We start from the raw sequence: 17168 nt of genomic DNA on the forward strand, positions 1-17168 counted from the left end.
CAAGTAGGTGGGCACCAGAACGATGCCGACACCACTCCTGAAAGTTTCTATCCCTTAAGATCAACGCCGCAACTGTTCTGCGGTGTACCGTGGCGCTTGAACCAGACTCGACGCGTTGTCACGCCGACGGAGCCCTAGCCACCAGTGCTGGTCGGTCCCGCCAGATTAGGCGATGAACCCGACCTGGACAAGTAGACGATGAGGATTCCTGCTCCATCACTGAGTTACCCGAAGAGAGTGAGAACAGTCAAAGACAACAGAGCTGATCAACTGTTATATTTGAGATATAACAACTAGTTCTTAGAGGAGGTCTGCGGTGAACAGGCAGGGACGGGCCGACGCGAAGCGTCAGACAGTCACCTTTGTGGTGATCAGCATGGTTCTCCCCACGGTGGCAGTAGGGGTTGGCCTGCTGCTCCTGGCGCTCTGGCGACCGGAGCTCCCAGCTCCGGTGGCGATCCATTGGAGTGCCGGGGGAGCGGACTCCTTTGCCGAACTCTGGGTGATGGCAGCTTCCATCCTGGGCTTTGGCCTGTTGCTTCCGGTGCTCATCAGCGTGTTGGTACTTCCCAGTGTGCGGGCCGGCAGGGCCTCCACGTTCATGGCCCGCTTGATGGCTGGAGTCAGTCTCGGGACATCGCTGCTGGTCACAGCCGCGCTGACCGGAGGTCTAGCGATCCAACGTGGCTTGGACGATGCTCGGGAGGCCGGTGCGGTGGGTGGGATAACCGCAATCGCCCTATTGGGTGCCGTCGTGCTTTCGGCCGCTCTGGTCTTCCTGATTCCCGCAAGCCCGCCGCGGCAGCCGTTGACCGAGAAAGCCGCTTCGCTGGGGCTCGGAGAGACTGAAAGTGTGATGTGGGTTCGCCGGATCCAGATGGCCAGTTCTATCCGATGGGTGCTGTACCTCAGTGCAGGCATGGTTGTAGTCACTACGGCGGTGATAGCTCCCGAATCGCCGCTGTGGATCATTCTGCTGATGGGCGTGGCCGTTATTGTCGTTCTTTTCGCAGTCCTCACGGCAACTCGTTTCAGTATGCAGATCGACGCCCAAGGGCTCAGGCTCCGTTCGGTGCCGTTGGGCTGGCCGTCGGTCCATGTGGGCCTGAGCGAGATCACCTCGGTCAGCTCCGGTGAGACAAGCGGGTTTTCAGAGTTCGGCGGATGGGGCCTGCGCATGGCTCCGGGCGCGCGAGGCATCATTCTTCAGGATGGTAACTCGCTGCGTGTGGAGCGTCGCGACAAGCCCGCACTGGTGGTCACCGTCGATGACGCGGATGAGGCTGCCGATGTCCTGGCATCCCTGCTCCAGCGCGAATCCCCAGCCTCGACACACTAGGCGCCGCGATGTTTCTGCGGGTTGACACCTCCTCACCAGTGCCGCTGTATGAGCAGATTGCCACTTCCATCCGGGCAGATATCGCCCAGGGGAGGCTCGCCCCGGGGGATCGTCTGCCCTCTGCCCGGGAGGTTGCCTCCTCCCTGACGGTTAACCTGCATACCGTGCTGAAGGCATACCAGGATCTGCGCGAAGAGGGCCTGCTGGATATGCGGCGGGGTCGCGGAGCGATCGTTGCGGACGTACCGCAGTCCACAGCGGAGCTGACCACCCAGATCGATACGCTCCGGGACACGGTGAATCAGCTGGGCTTGAGTGAAGAGACCCTTATTGCTCTGGTGCGGGAGCGCTTTCGACCTGCGGACTGATCTGTGGTGAAAGCCGCGCGTGACCGACGACGCCGCCGGGCGGAGAGGGTCACCGATTGTTGAGGCGGCGGTGGCCGGCTGGGAGCAGCATCCCGCTGGTCGCAGTGCAGACCGTGGTGCAGGTGGTTCCGCCGAGTGCGGACCTTACATGACCTCATGCCTCTGGCTTTAGCGTCCGGGACAGAAAGCGATAGCGTGGCTTTTATGCCCATGACCTTCGACCAGGCACTCAGTACCTTGCGCGCCGCTCGAAGCGTGAGACTGCGAGGAAAGCCGGCAGCTTGGTCGAATGCCTTGCGGGTGATGTTCTACATCCTGATCGTGATGGTGCTGACGCCCTCTGGTGTCTATCACGTGAACCACCTGCTGGCACCGGAGCTTCGTCCACGTATTTCCCCGCCGATGGGCCCAGTATGGAATAGGCATCACCGCTATATCTATGTACCTGGTGTCGGAGGGCTGAAAGAAGCTGAGGTCATCCGACTGATCAACACAGGACGCGAGATGTTCGGCGCACCCGCCCCAGCGGTCCAGCAGCTCAGGTCTGGCAGTAGAGGCCGAGGTTGACTGAGACGGTCACGACGAGATCCTTGGGCAGACGGTCTAGACCTGAGACGAGATCCTCGGTGCTGATGTGGTGGGCGCTGGGTCCCATCTCCACCAGTGCCCGGGCCTGATCGCGGCTGACCGATGCGGTGTAGGAAATCTGCTCAGAAGCGATCATGGTGAAGTCGCTCAGACTCGCAGCCAGGCGTTCGTCTTTGCGCTGATCGACCTGGACCAGACTTAAGGGTCCGACCAGTTCTGCCAGGTGGTCGCTGGTGGGGTGACCACGGCGAAAACTCCCTTGTTCCGCAGCACGCGCCGGATCTCCGGGAGATTGCGGGGTCCAAAGATGCTGGTAGCTACGGTGACAGAATTATTCGCCAAAGGCAGGGGATCTGCCAGCAGGTTATTGCCGATAGCCGCTGCGCGCTCATGGCACCGGGCGGCACGCTTCAATGCGGCAGCCGAGAGGTCAATACAGACCCCATAGGCCGGTCGGTGGTACTCCAGAATCCCGGCTAAGTAGTAACCTGTCCCGCCGCCGAGGTCGGCAACTAAGGGCGCCGCGGCGTCGTTATGGTGCTCTGCCGTGTTGTGCTGGTCCGGGCTGTGTCGATCCGTACTGTGCTGATCCGGGCTGGGCTGATCCGGGCTGGGCTGATCTTCGGTCAGTCGGGCGGTGATGCGGGTGGCCAGCCGGTCACGGATCGGCGCGTAAAGTCCGCTGCCCAGCAGAGTCTCCCGGGCGGCGACCATGGCGGGGGTGTCAGCATTCTTCGGCGTCGGGCCACCGCGCCGCAGGGTGACATAGCCTTGTTTGGCGCGGTCGAAGCTGTGCCCGGATGGGCAGTGCAGTCGAGCAGGACCTTGATCCAGGGACTGAGCGCAGAGCGGGCAGCGCAGCACGTTCATAATCGGCTCTGGGATGCCCAGCCGCTGTGAACTCTCAGCCACGCTTTTTCCTCCGCAGCAGTGCTCCGCTGGGCTGATCGTCCACGTAGGCGGCGTACCGACGGGGCATAAAGCGGAAGTCCCGCGCCAAGCGGGACACGCCGGGACCCCGACGCGGCGGACCGATGGGTTCGGGCACAGGGGGCTCGAACACAGGACGTGGATCCCAAGAATCGCTCCACGGGGATGCGTGGAAGGATGTCGTCTGCCGGAACAGGGAATCTGGGCCGCCAGCGCTGGAGCCCGTCCCGCTTTGGACGCTCAGCCACTTCTTGTTCAGCTCCACGATGAGTGAACCGCCAACCACTGAGAGTACTGTTTCATCGATGACTCGGAACATGTCCTCTGATCCGGAGTCGCAGGCATCGCAGCCGCAATCCGGCATCTGCTCGAGAAAGACAGCGGGGTCTCCGGCGCCTATGGAAACACTGGCAGCAGTGTCTTCGGCAGCGTCCACGGTCCAGAACGTCAGCGGCACAGCTCCCTCAGCGTGGGGACGCAGCACTGCCATATGTCCGGACGCGGGGGAGGACCACGGGAACAGTGCCCATTCGATGGGTGAATCCGGGGTGTCGAATGCACCGCTGGTGTCCTGTGCCTCTGCCCAGCCGAGTTCGGTGAGCACCATGGTCCAGGCGTCGGCCCTGGCCAGCACGATCCTGTACTTCTGTGGATCCAGGCACTGGCTGTACTCCTCCTCCTTCGCGTCCCGGCGTTCGCCCGGTGCCGAGGGATCATAGTGCGGGTCGTCCCACTCGCTCAGGCCAGCAGACTCTGCAGCGAACAGCTCTTCGACACGTTCAAGCAGCCTGCGCTCATCAGGAGTCGGCGGATTGTGGTGGGATTGCACCCACCATGGGGTGCTGCCGCTGCTGCGCTGGTCCATGCTTTGACTGTACTGCTGATCAGCATGCCGCAAGAATCCCCGCCGGTTTGTCGGAGTCATTGTGATGTACTCGAATTGTGACTTCAGGTGGGGAAGGCAAACGCAGCTTCGAACAACTAGTTGTAGCTCTCGTCCTATGCGGAGAAGCTCGATGCCACAGCATTCCGGCCAATGGCCCCACCGGTTGTGCCTGGAGCTGACCTCACCGGCACTCTCGCGCATGGAACACCACGCCACACGAGCGAGGTTCACGCCCGGAGTGCCCCGCCACGCTCTAAGACTCACTGAGGACCGCCACATGTACGAGGCTCGTCCTGTCGGCGCAGGGCTGTCCACTCCATCAGCATCGACGTCCCGGCGCACGTCACTGCAGACACAAAACTGCCCCGCCATCAGGCGGGGCAGTTTCGATCTTCTCTTCTTCAGTGGAGCTAAGGGGAGTCGAACCCCTGACCTCGTCGATGCGAACGACGCGCTCTACCAGCTGAGCTATAGCCCCATAGCGGGTATAGTCTACGCCTGTTTTCCCACCCCTCTACCCTTCATGAAATTTAACGTCTGAGACTGTGACTTCTGCTACTCTCAATGTAGTGATTTACGACACATTTAATGCTATGTGCCTTAACTGCCAATCACGACACTCACCAAGGTCACACATCACGAGGAGCAAGGCTATGTCGATCATGACTCACGCGCCCAAAACGCACAACCGCAGTACAAGAAATTCACGTTTCACCAAGCTTGGCGCAACAGTCGCAGTGGCAACCCTGGCGCTCACCGCTTGTGGAGACGACTCATCAAATGGATCTGCCGAAACAGGAGATCTCGATACCGAGTTCCTCACAATTGCAACAGGAGGTTCGTCTGGAGTCTATTACCAGGTCGGCGCCACACTCAGTGATCTACTCAGCGACGAACTGGGTTCAGACAGCACGGTCCAGGCCACCGGTGCCTCCGCCGAAAACATTAACCTCCTCACCGACGGTGGCGCTGAACTAGCGATCACCATGGGGGACGCTAACGTCCAGGCTTTAGAAGGTACCGGACCCTTCGAGGGAGAGCCGCGCGACGGCCTTATGGCTGTGGCAGCTTTGTACCCAAATACGGTGCAAGTAGTAGCTACTGCTTCCTCAGGTATCGAAACCATCGAAGATCTCTCTGGGAAGAACGTTGCCGTGGGCGACGTTGGTTCCGGGGTAGAACTCAACGCGCAAACGATTCTTGATGCATATGATATGAGCTACGACGATATCAACGAGGATTATCTTGATTATGCCGAGGCCACCGACCAGATGGCTAACGGACATATCGATGCGGCATTCGTAACAGCCGGTGTTCCGAACCCCGCTTTGACCGAACTGTCCACCAATACAGACTTCAACGTTCTCACCATTGACGGGGACGCGCGAGAGAAACTCCTGGAGAATGACTACTTCATTGAAACCACTATTCCGGGCGGAACTTACCAACAGGAAGAAGATGTTGAGACCGTCGGCGTCGTCAACCACTTGATGATTAGCTCAGAACTGAGCGAAGACGCCGCCTACGACGTCACCCGTGTTTTCTTCGACAACCTCGATGCGATACACAATTCCAATGCTGCTGCTGAGGACATCAGCCTCGAAGAAGCTACGGAGGGGCTAACTGTTCCTTTGCATCCGGGAGCTGCCCGCTACCTGGAGGAAAATGGTGTCGATGTCTCCGGCCATGTTGCCGGAGAAGAAGACTGAGTAAGTCGTTGAGTGGCTAAAGCCTCGTGTTTTCATGACACCGCCAGATATCAGTCGCAGATCGGTCCTCACTTTGACAGTGGGGACCGTCCTCGCGGTTGCTGGCGGGTGTGGCGTCACCGCTTCAGTTCCGACCCAACAACGCCAGATCGTATGTCGCCATCAGCAACATCACGACGTGTACGCCACACTTCCCGCCATCGACGGCACCACCATCAGCCTGTCTTGGGTTCATTCGATTGAGCTCACACCTTGGACCGACATCTTCACGGTCACTCCAGCTGGCCTGGTGCTTACCCAAACTCGTTTCTCATCTTACGGAGCCGGCATGCCCGCCGGAGACCAAGGAGATCTGCGTTACGAAGGAAACCAAGTGGTTATCGATAACATCGACCGCCCCTTCGACGCGATTCGCTGGATTCACTCTCACCGCGCCCAGTACCGGGTTCTCATCGATCATGATCCGCAACGTATAGACGCAAAGCAACTACCTGATCACCAAAGACTCGAGATTGTTCTGATATGACACCTCCCCAACGGCCCCAAAAGCAACCAACAAACCAATCTTCAGATTCACTCGCTACCGCCACCATCACGGACGCTGAATATCTTCCTCACACCGACGAAGAACGTCGCGCTCAGGAACAAGAAGCAGCCGAAATTGCGGCCCAGTATGACGCTGAGTCTCGGACGCGCAGTATTCGGTGGCGTCCTCTGGCAATTTTGATCACCGCGGTGGCATGCGCATTTGCGATATACCACATGTGGACTGCCTACTTCGGATCACCACCTACGCTGGTTCACCGTTCCATCCACGTCAGCATCGTTCTGTTCCTGATCTTCTTGATCTACCCTCCGTTCAGACGAGCTCAAGGACTGACCGTTCAACTCGTTGACGGCGTCTTAGCGTTGTCTTCGCTAGTTCCATCGGTCTACATCGCAACAAACTATGAGCAAGTGGTCCTTCAAGCTGGGAGGTTTACAACTACAGACGTCATTGTCGGCACCATTTTGGTCGTTCTCGTATTGGAAGCCGCTCGACGGGTCACAGGTTGGGCCCTTCCAATTCTGGCGATACTTTTCATCCTCTTCGGCATTTTCGGCCGTGAATTACCGGGCGTGTTGCGCCACCGCGGTTATGAATGGGACACTCTGGCTTATCAGTTCCTCTCCACTACCGAAGGTATTTTTGGAACAGCGACCGGCGTGTCTGCCACGTACATCATTCTCTTTATCCTCTTCGGTGCGTTTCTGGCAAAGTCCGGAATGTCAGCCTTATTCAACGATTTGGCTCTTGCTATAGCTGGTCAGAGTCGTGGAGGCCCTGCCAAAGTTGCCACCCTGGGATCTGGTTTCATGGGATCCATCAACGGGTCAGCTATTGCAAATGTTGTCTCAACAGGGGCATTCACCATTCCAATGATGAAGAAAGTCGGCTACACCAAGACTTTTGCCGGCGCGGTGGAATCGACGGCATCGGTGGGCGGGCAAATTTTGCCCCCGGTCATGGGCGCTGCGGCCTTCATTATGGCGGAAACGCTTGGCGTCCCCTACTCCACAGTGGCAGTAGCGGCTATCGTTCCAGCGCTGCTCTATTACCTTTCGCTGATCGTCCAGATCCATCTGCGAGCGACTCGAGAAGGGTTGAAAGGTATCTCAAGAGATAATTTGCCGGCAGTTCTCGATGTCCTGAAAGAACGTGGTCACCTGTTAATCCCATTGTTCTTCCTGATCTACATGCTTTTCTTCTCAGGGCGCACCATCCTTTATTCCGCTCTTCTCACGATCATTGTCACCATTGTGGTCGCTATGTTGCGAAAGACCTCAAGATTGTCTTTCAAAGACATTATCGACGCCCTGGAAAACGGCGTCCGACAAACCTTGGGCGTGGCTGTAGCTTGTGCAAGCGTGGGGATCATCGTTGGCGTGGTGACTATCTCCGGCTTCGGTGTGGTGCTAGCCTCGGCCATTGTGTCGGTCTCAGGCGGTATTTTGTTCTGGACTTTGGTCTTCACCATGCTTGCCTGCCTGGTGCTGGGTATGGGCCTCCCTTCGATTCCCGCTTACCTCATCACAGCAACCATGGCGGCTCCTGCATTGACCGAACTCGGTGTGGAACCGATCGTGGCACACCTGTTCGTGTTCTACTTCGGGTTGTTCGCCAACATCACTCCGCCTGTCGCGCTCGCTGCCTTTGCCGCAGCCGGTATCTCTGGGGCTTCTCCCATGCAAACTGGTTTCGCGGCGCTCAAGCTGGCCGCAGCAGGGTTTATTATTCCGTATATCTTTGTCTACAGCCCGGAACTGTTGCTTCGAGATGTCTCGTTTGGTCAAGGAATTCTGGTGGTCACCACAGCTGTCATTGGTATCTTGATGCTTTGCGTGGCATTGGAACGGCACTTTATGGTGAATATGCCATGGTTTTTGTGCATCGTGATCGCAGGCGCGGCCATCCTGTTGCTGAATTCTAATATGCTCCTATCCCTCAGCGGCCTGGGAATCGGGATCCTCGTTCTGGTCGTCCAATCCATCTTGGCTAAAAAGCAAGGCAACTTCGGGCTCAGGGCCATCTAGTACCAGGAAAGTTCTCTAACATCACCCACCAAAAACGGCGACCAGCCCCGAAATGGGGCCGGTCGCCGTGGTACGTCAGCTGTATTGCTTAGGCGCGAGGCTGCTTAGGAACCTTGCGGTCAGAGCCTTCTTCGAAGACTGCCGGGTACACCCCGTTCTCATCGTGGGTCTCACGGCCGGTGACCGGCGGGTTGAACACACAGGCCATGCGCAGCTCGGTTTCAGCGCGCACGGTGTGCTTCTCGTGACCATCCAGCAGGTACAGGGTGCCGTCCTTGAGTTCGTGAACTTCACCGGTCTCTTCGTTGGTCAAGGTACCGTTACCCTGCACGCAGTAGACGGCCTCGATATGATTCTGGTAATGGAAGGTCGAGGTCGTGCCGGCGTAAATCACGGTATCGTGCATGGAGAAACCAACACCTTCGCGGGCGAGCACCATGCGACGTGAGCGCCAGTTCTCCGAGGTTACGTCACGCTCGGTGTCATTGGTGTCATCACGGTTAATAACGTACATATCAAGTTCCTTTCACTGGCTGGCGCCGACCTGACGCCGCGGCCAGCCGGTTGTTACTGACGTCGTGGTCTATGCCGTCAATTTAGGCGTTAGCCAGGTTGTCTTCGTTCTGTCCGCCGGTAATACTGCTGACATCGGCCCCGGTCAGCTCGCCGAGGATTTCGGCGATCAGATTCATACCGCGCTCCAGCTCGTCGAGCTCGGTGGTCAGCGGTGGCATGATCTTGAGAACTTCGTCTTCCGGACCCGAGGTTTCCAGCAACATGCCACGCTTGAAGGCTTCAGCAGCCACTTTGCCTGCCAGGTCTTGATCTTCGAAGTAGATACCGGTCAGCAGACCACGGCCACGCACTGCAGATCCGGAAGCAGCAGCGGTAATCTTGATCAGCTTGTCCTGAACCAGCTCGATAGCCTGAGCCAGGTGACCCTTCTCGAAAGTGTCATCGGCCCAGAACTCACGCAAGGTGGCAGCACCGGTCACCAGCGCCAGGGCGTTGCCACGGAACGTACCGTTGTGCTCACCCGGACCCCACACATCCAGTTCAGACTTGAACAGGGTCAGCGCCAGCGGCTGACCGGAACCGGAAATGGACTTAGACACGCAGACAATGTCCGGGGTAATACCGGCTTCTTCGAAGGAGAAAAAGCTACCGGTACGACCGCAACCGGCCTGCACATCGTCAACAATCAGCAAGATTTCGTGGCTCTTGCACAGCTTGGCCAGCTGACGCAACCATTCGGCGCGTGCGGCACGCAGACCACCTTCACCCTGAACGGTTTCGACGATAATGGCGGCTGGCTTATCGACACCGGATCCGGAGTCTTCCAGAACGCGCTCCAGCCAGATGAAGTCTTCGGTCTCGCCGTTGAAGTAGTCGTCGTAGGGAATTTTCGAGCTGTTGGTCAGCGGAATACCCGCACCCTTACGCTTCATCGAGTTACCGGTGACTGACAGCGAACCCAGGGTCATGCCGTGGAAGGCGTTGGTGAACGACAGAATGTGCTGGCGTCCGGTGACCTTACGGGCCAACTTCAGTGCGGCCTCAACAGTGTTGGTACCGGTCGGGCCAGGGAACATGACCTTGTAGTCCAGACCGCGGGGCTCGAGGATGACTTTCTTGAAGGTTTCCAAGAAGTCGCGACGTGCCGGGGTCATCATGTCCAGCGAGTGCAACGGGCCACCGTTGTCCAGGTACTCGCGGATGGCGTCGATCAGCTTGGGGTGGTTGTGTCCGTAGTTCAGAGCACCAGCCCCGGCGAAGAAGTCCAGGTAGTCGGTGCCATCTTCGGCGATCTGGTGGGAGCCAGATGCTTTGACGAACACGGTCGGCCAGGAGCGGGAATAGCTGCGAACCTCGGACTCTGTTGTCTGAAAAATCTCGGTATCCATGGGGAATTCCTTTCCGTGGAAAAGTTGTCTCGACCCATCTCTCCGCCAGCGAGCGGGATCAGTGCGATCCTGCTCTAGCTGTTCAGCGGTGCGATGTGGTGAAGGTATTCGGTGGGCTGATCGTCGGGGTACATCTCAGGGGTGAATAAGGGGGTAATCTCTTCACCAGCGTTGTTGCGCTTGGCAAAGGAAGCAAACAGGGCGTTGGAGGCTTTATTCGTGGAGGTAATGGTCGTCTCCAACACTTTCGGCTGCACCGATTCGTTGAGCGCGTCCAACATCTGAGAGGCCACGCGCAGTCCCCGAGCGGCTTCGTCGACGCCAACTTGCCAGACCATCAACGTGTCTGGGGCATCAGGGCGGATGTAGCCGGTAATGAACCCGACGACTTCACCATCGAGTTCGGCAACAACGGAGGTTTGGGAGAAATCTCGAACCCACAGCAGATAGCTATACGAGGAGTTCAAGTCCAAGACGCCCGTGTCACGAGCGATCCGATAAATTTTTGCTCCGTCTCCGGGAGCGAACGGTCGAACCGTGATAGCGCGGGGTTTGTCGGTCGGGTGGTCTGGAAGGGTCTTTGTGTCATCCATCTTTTTTCACAATAGACGACTGAAAAATGCTTTCAACCCGCCCCTGACGCCTGTGTGGGCCCATTTTAGGCCGGAAAAAACGCCTAAACCGTTGATAATCATTAGGGACCCGGAGAGCGCCAGGGCTCGAGAAGCCGAGCCAAAAGCTGTTACCAAATTGTTATACAAGACATGTTGGATGTCACATTTTAAGTGGGGTAGCCTCCCGATTCTACACTCGAGCTCATCTCACGGCGTTCAGGAGTTGGGTTGGTGAACAGGTCTTCGGTAGGGTTTTTCTCATCGACAGGGGAGCACCACCGTGGTGCTGAGAGTGCGAACGCATTTCGCAGACCCTCGAACCTGATTCCGGGCCATGCCGGCGAAGGGAGTCGAGTATCTCTCCTTGCACCGTGGGCTAATCGCGGGTGATTCTCACCTCACCCAGGGTGCTCGCCCTCCTATCCCTTGAAGGAGGATATGCACTGATGTCGCACCTCACCCATCACTCACCTGGGCCCGCCCGGTCTCACCGTCGAAAGATCAGCACGGTGTTCGGGCTCTCGGCGGTGGTAGCGCTGGTACTGTCAGGATGTTCGGCCGCAGATCAGGCAGATAATAATGGTGGAGACAACGGTGACGAGAACCAGACAGTTACCATGATGACTCACGATTCCTTCAGTGTCTCCGAGGAATTGCTCGCGCAGTTTGAAGAGGAATCCGGTTACACCGTCACCACCACAGCCCCCGGTGACGCCGGGGCTGTCGTCAACCAGCTCATCCTGCAACAGGACTCCCCCACCGTGGACGGCTTCTTCGGGGTGGAGAATTATTCGGCTCAGACGCTGTTGGACGAAAACTTCCTGCAGGATTATTCCGGTCAACTTCCAGAATCTGCCCAAAACCTCGCCGTTGATGGCTCGGACGCGCTGGTGCCGATCGACCACGGTCAGGTGTGCATCAACGCTGATACCGAGTGGTTTGACGACAACGACCTGGAGCTTCCGGAGACCTTGGACGATCTCACTGATGAGAACTACAAGGACCTGTTGGTCACCAGTGACCCGAATGATTCCTCCCCGGGCCTGGCGTTCTTGGTTGCCACCCGGACGGAATTCGGCGACGATGCCGAACAGTACTGGGAAGACCTGTTCGATAACGGGGTGAAAGTCGCCGGTGGCTGGTCTGATGCTTATTACACCGACTTCTCCGGTTCTGAAGGTGAAGGACCCTACCCGCTGGTGGTGTCTTACTCCTCGTCACCGGCCGCTGAAGAAGGTCGGACCACCAGCATTGACGGCACCTGCATCCAGCAAATCGAATATGCTGGCGTGCTGGAGGATGCCGAGAACCCCGAGGGCGCTCAGGCTTTCATCGACTTCATGCTCTCCGAAGAATTCCAGGCGGATATTCCTGAGCAGATGTTTATGTATCCGGTCGATGACAGCATCGAGCTGCCAGACGAGTGGAGCGAATATGCCTCACTGACCGAGGACCCCATTGAGCCGGATCTGCAAGAGGTCGCGGACCAGCGTGAAGACTGGCTGAACTCTTGGACCGAAACCTATGAGGCCCAGTAGTCGTCTCTATGGCGTCCCGCCTTGTTGTCTGGTTGGTTGCTTGCCTTACTGGTAGGTGACCAACCAGGGGGTGGGATTCACCTGGTCGTAGGTTTGTGCCGGCGTCAGCATGGGCTGGTCTTGACGGTAGAAGTTCTTCCACGCCGGCCACATATCCTCGGGCAAGTCCTCGGTGAGCACGCTCCAGGTCTCCTGTTTGACCTCTTGGGTTCCGTGGCCATCGGCGTGCAACACCACGGCCAGCTCGTCATGGGAGGTATCCACTTGGTCGCGGTTGGTGATCATCGAGGTGCGGAATTGGTGCAGGACCAGCATTTTCTCGGGCAGATCGTTTTCTGCGGTGAGCTCGGCCAACCAGTCGATGACCTCGTTGATTTCAGCGGCATCGACGGTGCCGATCTGACGGCCGTGCACCTGACCGGGTTGCAAGCGCCATTCGGAGTCCAGCGCCAAACCCACGTGGGGTTCTTTCAGCAGGTCCTCATAGAGTTTCGCCTGCGAGAGGAAATCGTTATGACCCGGTTGCAGGTCCAAGATCACGTAAATGTCTTCTTCTTTGGCCCGATCGACCCACTCTTGCAGGTCCTCGACCGGCAGGGCGTTGGAGTAGTTGCCGTCCTCGCCGGGGTGAGCGGTCGCGACGGAGGTGATGATTTCAAAGGCCGGTTGGATCGGATCCTCACTGTTTTCCGAGTACTCATCGGCCAGCTCTTCGACACGAGTTATCGACCCCTCCAGGTCCTGTTCTCCCAGGGCACCCAGTGCCTCTGTGGACGGGGTACCATAAAGTGCGACGAACCGGCGGTCGGGGAACAGCGTATCACCGCCACCGGGCAGTTCTTCTGGTTCCGGGGTCGGCGAGGGCGAGGCAGTCGTGGGCTCTGCCGAGGGGCTAGACGTCGTGTTATTTCCCGCGTCGCTGGCCTGATCTGCCCCATCTGAGGAGCTACAACCGCTCAGCGCTAAACCGGTAGCTAACAGAACGGCGAACAAACGAGAACCACGGAAGTCGCAGGGAGTTTTCATCACGGGCCTACTCTACAGGACCCCCGGCTTAATGACCCGTCATAAATCCAATTGACCTGAAAAGAACGGTGTGATGTCGCGTTTTCGTTGGATCGTGTGGGTGCTCGTCGCCCTGCTACCGTTGGCCTTCCTTGCGGTCTTTTTCGCCTGGCCGGTGCTGGGGATGCTGGCCCAAGGCCTGGTTGATGATCAGGGCTCGCTGGACCTGTCGGGTTTTGGGGAAGTCTTCGGCACCGCACGCACCTGGCGGATTATTGGTCACACCTTGTTCATGGCCACCGCCGGAACTCTGGGCTCCCTGGTGCTTGGGATCCCGGGCGCCTATATCCTCTACCGCACACAGTTTCCGGGTCGAGAGATGCTCCGTTCGGTGGCCACCGTCCCGTTTGTGTTGCCCACCGTGGTGGTGGGGGTAGCCTTCCGTGCGGTCTTTGGGCCAGGCACCAGCCTAGCGTTTCTGGATCAGACCACGACGGCAGTGATCATCGCCATGATGTTCTTCAACTATTCGGTGGTGATCCGTCAGGTGGGGTCGTTGTGGCAGGTCTTGGATCCACGTTCCACTGAAGCGGCCAGAATGCTCGGGGCTTCCCCGGCTCGGGCGTTTTTCACCGTGACCTTGCCAGCGCTACGTCCAGCCATTGCTGGAAGCGCCGGGTTGGTGTTTCTGTTTTGTTCGACCGCCTACGGGCTAGTGCGGTCGCTGGGCGCCCCGGGAGTCGGGACGTTAGAGACCGAGGTTTTTCGCCAGACCAAGACGTTCCTCGATCTGCGCACCGCCGCGGTGTTGTCGATGATTCAGTGCGTGATTGTCGTGATATCGGTGATCATTACCCAGCGCACCGGTTCCTCGCAGGCGGCTCGGTTGCACCAAGCGCACCGGGTGAGGCTGACCCGCACCGACTGGTTCCCGTTGACGATCACGCTCGCGGTGGTCCTCGGACTGATACTGACTCCCTTGCTGACCTTGGTGGCCCGGTCGTTGACGGTTGATGGCGAATTCAGCACGCGCCATTACCAACTGTTGGCTACGCATTCGGGAACCGGTTTTGCCGGTGGCGCCACGGTGGTGGAGGCACTGGACCATTCGCTACGTATCGCACTGGATGCCACAATAGTCACCGTCCTGTTGGCAATTCCGCTCGCGTTGTTGCTCACCCGTCCCACCCATTCCCCGGCGGTGCGGTCCCTGCAACGGCTCATCGATGGCGCCTTCATGCTCCCGTTGGGTGTTTCGGCGGTGACCATCGGTTTCGGATTCTTGATCTCCTTGCAACCAGCCTTCCCACACCTAGCGCAGTCAGGATTGCTCGTCCCGTTGGCTCAGGCGGTGGTGGCTTTGCCCCTGGTGGTACGCACTCTGGTGCCGGTGTTGGCCGCGGTCGACCCGGCCCAACGTGAGGCTGCCACGATGTTAGGGGCTTCCCCGGTCCGGGTGATCGCCACCATTGATGGCCCCTACGTGGTCCGTAGCCTCGGATTGGCTGCCGGCTTTGGTTTTGCGGTCTCGCTGGGAGAATTTGGGGCCACCAGCTTTTTAGCGTCCCCGAGCTATCAGACGTTGCCGGTGGTCATTGTCCAGCTGCTGTCGCGTCCTGGTTCCGATAATTTTGGGATGGCCATGGCTGGCTCGGTGGTGTTAGCCGTGCTGAGTGCTGGCATATTGTTGATCTGCGAACGGCTTCGCCCGGCGGGCGTGAAGGAAAGGACATCGTGACAGCTTCCACCACACCACAGCAACTCATCGCCGAGCAGATCTCGGTGCACTATCCCAACGGGTACCAAGCCATCACCGAGGCCAGCTTCCAGGTTCACGCCGGCACCATCCTGGTCCTGTTAGGACCCTCGGGGTCGGGAAAGTCTTCGCTGTTACGTGGCATTGCCGGACTGGAGCGGATCAGCTCCGGCACCCTGCGTTTTGGCGACCGCATCTTGGCCGGGCCAGGCCAACATGTTCCGGCACACCGGCGCGGCATCGGCATGGTATTCCAGTCCGCCCAACTATTCCCGCACCGCTCTGTGGCCGGCAATATTTCCTATGGCCTCGAAGTGGAACATCTCCCCCGGTCGCAACGCCGGGCCCGGGTGGAGCGTCTGCTGCAGCTGGTGAACCTGCCCGGTTTTGGTCGTCGCAACGTCGCCACACTCTCGGGTGGTCAGGCCCAGCGCGTGGCCTTGGCTCGTTCCTTGGCGGTAGAACCGGCGGTGATGCTACTTGACGAGCCACTCTCGGCGTTAGATACCGAGCTACGCTCACGATTGGCCGACGATATTCGGCAGATCCTCACCGAGGCCGAGATTGCCGGAGTCTATGTCACCCACGACCATGCAGAAGCCCGGATGGTCGCCGATCAGGTGGCGTTGATCGACCAGGGACGTCTGCAACGCGTGGGCACGGTCACCGAAGTGTTAGGCGCTTAGTGTTCGCGGTGCGGTGCCGGTAGCTGGGAGCGGGCTGCCACAAATTCGGTGGCCCAGAGGTCTTCGAGCTCGACGGTTTCGCGTTGTAGCGTGTTGATGTCAACGCCCTCGCTCTGGTGCAGTGGCGGGTCGAAGCGGATACCTTCGGTCATATCCAAAGTCCGGACCTGCTGGAGGTGATCTTCCCAGCGCAGATCTTCATACAGTTCCTCGTAACCGGAGCTGAAGACCCAGTTCAAGAATCCGGCGTAATCCGGGGCTAACGGGCCCCAGTTCAACCGCACCGGGTCGAAATAGCAAATATAGCCGGTGCTAATGCCCAGTCCGCCACCATCGATGGCATAAATACCGCCGATGACGTCCACCGCGATGGTCATATACAGTGGTCGGCCATTGTGTCGCGGAGTCCAGACGGTCAGATCGGGGAGCTCATCGTTTCCCGACCCGAGGATGCGCAACCACCCGCCATCGATCAACAAGCCGGCGGTGTGGGTCAGCAGTGCTCCCATGTGTGAAACCTCGGAGACACCCAGCTCGTTGAGCACCTGACGTGCCCGGGCGGGATCAGCTTCGACCCGGTGGACGCGTTCGCTCTGTTCACTGAGCAATTCGTCAATAGCCGGCCAGGTGTCACTGAATTCGGGGATGGTTAGCGAGCGCTTATGGCGCTGGGGCCCACGGGATTTCTTTTGACGCCGAAAAAAGATCATGGTCTCATCCTGTGTGGTGTCGAACAGAGGGTGACGGAAGCCGACTAGTTGAGGTTTTCTTCGTCCTCGACCACATCGAAGCCCAGGATATCGACGGAGAATCCGCGTTCTTCATCCTCGTCATGGGCGTGTTCGTCGCGGGATTCGGCCCACTTTTTGTAGCTGTTCTGCGAATCCCACCGGGTGACGACGAAGTACCGGGTTTCACCCACCACCGGGCGGAGTACTTCGAAGCCTTGAAATCCCTCGAAGGTATCAACGGCCCGCTTGCGGTTCGCGAAGCGACGCTCAACCTCATTATGGGCACCATCAGGAACCGTCAGCGCAGTGATATTGACGAAAGTCATGTCGGTCATTCCTCCTCATACCGGGACGAAGTCTGCCCCGAGTATTCTACCGGTTCAAGTGTAGACCTTTTCGAGGTCTTTCACGGCGTCTTTGTACGTTCGCTCTATCGAAGCCGAACCCTGGGGATGAGGTGGTCCGGGCCGGTAGCTGTCGGTTGCGGGCGGTCCACGTTGCACGATCGCCGGGACCAAGCCGATCAGTACTTGCGGACCA

General features: G+C 58.6%; 18 protein-coding genes, 1 tRNA gene and 1 riboswitch. Of the genes, 9 read left to right on the forward strand and 10 right to left on the reverse strand.

Going from position 1 to position 17168, the window contains the following annotated elements:
- Positions 1-316: 316 nt before the first annotated feature.
- From QDX22_RS07280 to QDX22_RS07290, 3 genes are all read left to right on the forward strand, one after another.
- Positions 317-1339, forward strand: coding sequence for a hypothetical protein (locus tag QDX22_RS07280; protein WP_110101445.1), 1023 nt, complete (start codon positions 317-319; stop codon positions 1337-1339).
- Between the two features lie 8 nt (positions 1340-1347).
- Positions 1348-1707: a GntR family transcriptional regulator gene (locus QDX22_RS07285; protein WP_110098119.1), complete on the forward strand. Its 360-nt coding sequence runs from the start codon at positions 1348-1350 to the stop codon at positions 1705-1707.
- A 195-nt stretch (positions 1708-1902) separates the two neighbouring features.
- Complete coding sequence (locus tag QDX22_RS07290) at positions 1903-2274, forward strand: hypothetical protein (protein ID WP_146206448.1); 372 nt, start codon at positions 1903-1905, stop codon at positions 2272-2274.
- Here QDX22_RS07290 and QDX22_RS07295 read toward each other — a convergent pair.
- From QDX22_RS07295 to QDX22_RS07310, 4 genes are all read right to left on the reverse strand, one after another.
- Positions 2246-2431, reverse strand: coding sequence for a hypothetical protein (locus QDX22_RS07295; protein ID WP_110101443.1), 186 nt, complete (start codon positions 2429-2431; stop codon positions 2246-2248). The genes QDX22_RS07290 and QDX22_RS07295 overlap by 29 nt on opposite strands.
- 62 nt (positions 2432-2493) lie before the next feature.
- Positions 2494-3207, reverse strand: coding sequence for a putative RNA methyltransferase (locus QDX22_RS07300; protein WP_110098121.1), 714 nt, complete (start codon positions 3205-3207; stop codon positions 2494-2496).
- Complete coding sequence (locus QDX22_RS07305; protein WP_122549209.1) at positions 3200-4090, reverse strand: DUF6226 family protein; 891 nt, start codon at positions 4088-4090, stop codon at positions 3200-3202. The genes QDX22_RS07300 and QDX22_RS07305 overlap by 8 nt, the downstream gene beginning before the upstream one ends.
- 426 nt (positions 4091-4516) lie before the next feature.
- A tRNA-Ala gene (locus QDX22_RS07310) sits at positions 4517-4589 on the reverse strand.
- A gap of 175 nt (positions 4590-4764) precedes the next feature.
- Here QDX22_RS07310 and QDX22_RS07315 point away from each other — a divergent pair.
- The 3 genes from QDX22_RS07315 to QDX22_RS07325 all read left to right on the forward strand — a co-directional run bounded on the left by QDX22_RS07315 (position 4765) and on the right by QDX22_RS07325 (position 8394).
- Entirely contained in the window at positions 4765-5820 is a 1056-nt protein-coding gene (locus QDX22_RS07315) for a TAXI family TRAP transporter solute-binding subunit (protein ID WP_199223138.1), read from the forward strand.
- A 178-nt stretch (positions 5821-5998) separates the two neighbouring features.
- Positions 5999-6346 (forward strand): DUF1850 domain-containing protein, encoded by a 348-nt coding sequence (locus tag QDX22_RS07320; protein WP_279717691.1) that lies wholly within the window; start codon positions 5999-6001, stop codon positions 6344-6346.
- A complete protein-coding gene (locus tag QDX22_RS07325; protein ID WP_279673452.1) occupies positions 6343-8394 on the forward strand; it encodes a TRAP transporter permease in 2052 nt (683 codons plus the stop codon). The genes QDX22_RS07320 and QDX22_RS07325 overlap by 4 nt, the downstream gene beginning before the upstream one ends.
- Positions 8395-8482: 88 nt before the next feature.
- Here the strand turns inward: QDX22_RS07325 and QDX22_RS07330 are convergent, their stop codons facing one another.
- The 3 genes from QDX22_RS07330 to ectA form a co-directional block, all read right to left on the reverse strand.
- Entirely contained in the window at positions 8483-8908 is a 426-nt protein-coding gene (locus QDX22_RS07330) for an ectoine synthase (protein WP_122549212.1), read from the reverse strand.
- Positions 8909-8990: 82 nt separating this feature from the next.
- On the reverse strand, positions 8991-10298 hold the full coding sequence (ectB, locus tag QDX22_RS07335) for a diaminobutyrate--2-oxoglutarate transaminase (RefSeq protein WP_122549213.1): 1308 nt from the start codon (positions 10296-10298) through the stop codon (positions 8991-8993).
- Between the two features lie 74 nt (positions 10299-10372).
- The gene (gene ectA / locus QDX22_RS07340) at positions 10373-10891 is read right to left on the reverse strand and encodes a diaminobutyrate acetyltransferase (protein WP_110098127.1); all 519 of its coding nucleotides are present in this window, start codon (positions 10889-10891) and stop codon (positions 10373-10375) included.
- Positions 10892-11168: 277 nt separating this feature from the next.
- Positions 11169-11278, forward strand: a riboswitch (TPP riboswitch).
- A gap of 80 nt (positions 11279-11358) precedes the next feature.
- Here ectA and QDX22_RS07345 point away from each other — a divergent pair.
- On the forward strand, positions 11359-12450 hold the full coding sequence (locus QDX22_RS07345; RefSeq protein WP_122549214.1) for a thiamine ABC transporter substrate-binding protein: 1092 nt from the start codon (positions 11359-11361) through the stop codon (positions 12448-12450).
- 45 nt (positions 12451-12495) lie between these two features.
- Here QDX22_RS07345 and QDX22_RS07350 read toward each other — a convergent pair whose 3' ends face one another.
- On the reverse strand, positions 12496-13476 hold the full coding sequence (locus QDX22_RS07350; RefSeq protein ID WP_110101436.1) for a hypothetical protein: 981 nt from the start codon (positions 13474-13476) through the stop codon (positions 12496-12498).
- A gap of 73 nt (positions 13477-13549) precedes the next feature.
- Here QDX22_RS07350 and QDX22_RS07355 point away from each other — a divergent pair, with 73 nt between their 5' ends.
- Positions 13550-15193 carry an ABC transporter permease gene (locus QDX22_RS07355; protein WP_122549215.1) on the forward strand — a complete coding sequence of 548 codons (1644 nt, stop codon included), beginning with the start codon at positions 13550-13552 and terminating at the stop codon, positions 15191-15193.
- The gene (locus tag QDX22_RS07360; RefSeq protein ID WP_110098131.1) at positions 15190-15897 is read left to right on the forward strand and encodes an ABC transporter ATP-binding protein; all 708 of its coding nucleotides are present in this window, start codon (positions 15190-15192) and stop codon (positions 15895-15897) included. Before QDX22_RS07355 ends, QDX22_RS07360 begins: the two co-directional genes overlap by 4 nt.
- Here the strand turns inward: QDX22_RS07360 and QDX22_RS07365 are convergent.
- Positions 15894-16607 (reverse strand): DUF2625 family protein, encoded by a 714-nt coding sequence (locus QDX22_RS07365; protein ID WP_110110978.1) that lies wholly within the window; start codon positions 16605-16607, stop codon positions 15894-15896. The two genes, QDX22_RS07360 and QDX22_RS07365, sit on opposite strands and share 4 nt — an antisense overlap.
- Before the next feature lie 44 nt (positions 16608-16651).
- Entirely contained in the window at positions 16652-16963 is a 312-nt protein-coding gene (locus QDX22_RS07370; protein ID WP_233242891.1) for an antibiotic biosynthesis monooxygenase family protein, read from the reverse strand.
- Positions 16964-17168 lie beyond the last annotated feature (205 nt).

The organism is Auritidibacter ignavus, from assembly GCF_029853775.1.
In the GTDB taxonomy this organism is placed as follows: domain Bacteria; phylum Actinomycetota; class Actinomycetes; order Actinomycetales; family Micrococcaceae; genus Auritidibacter; species Auritidibacter ignavus.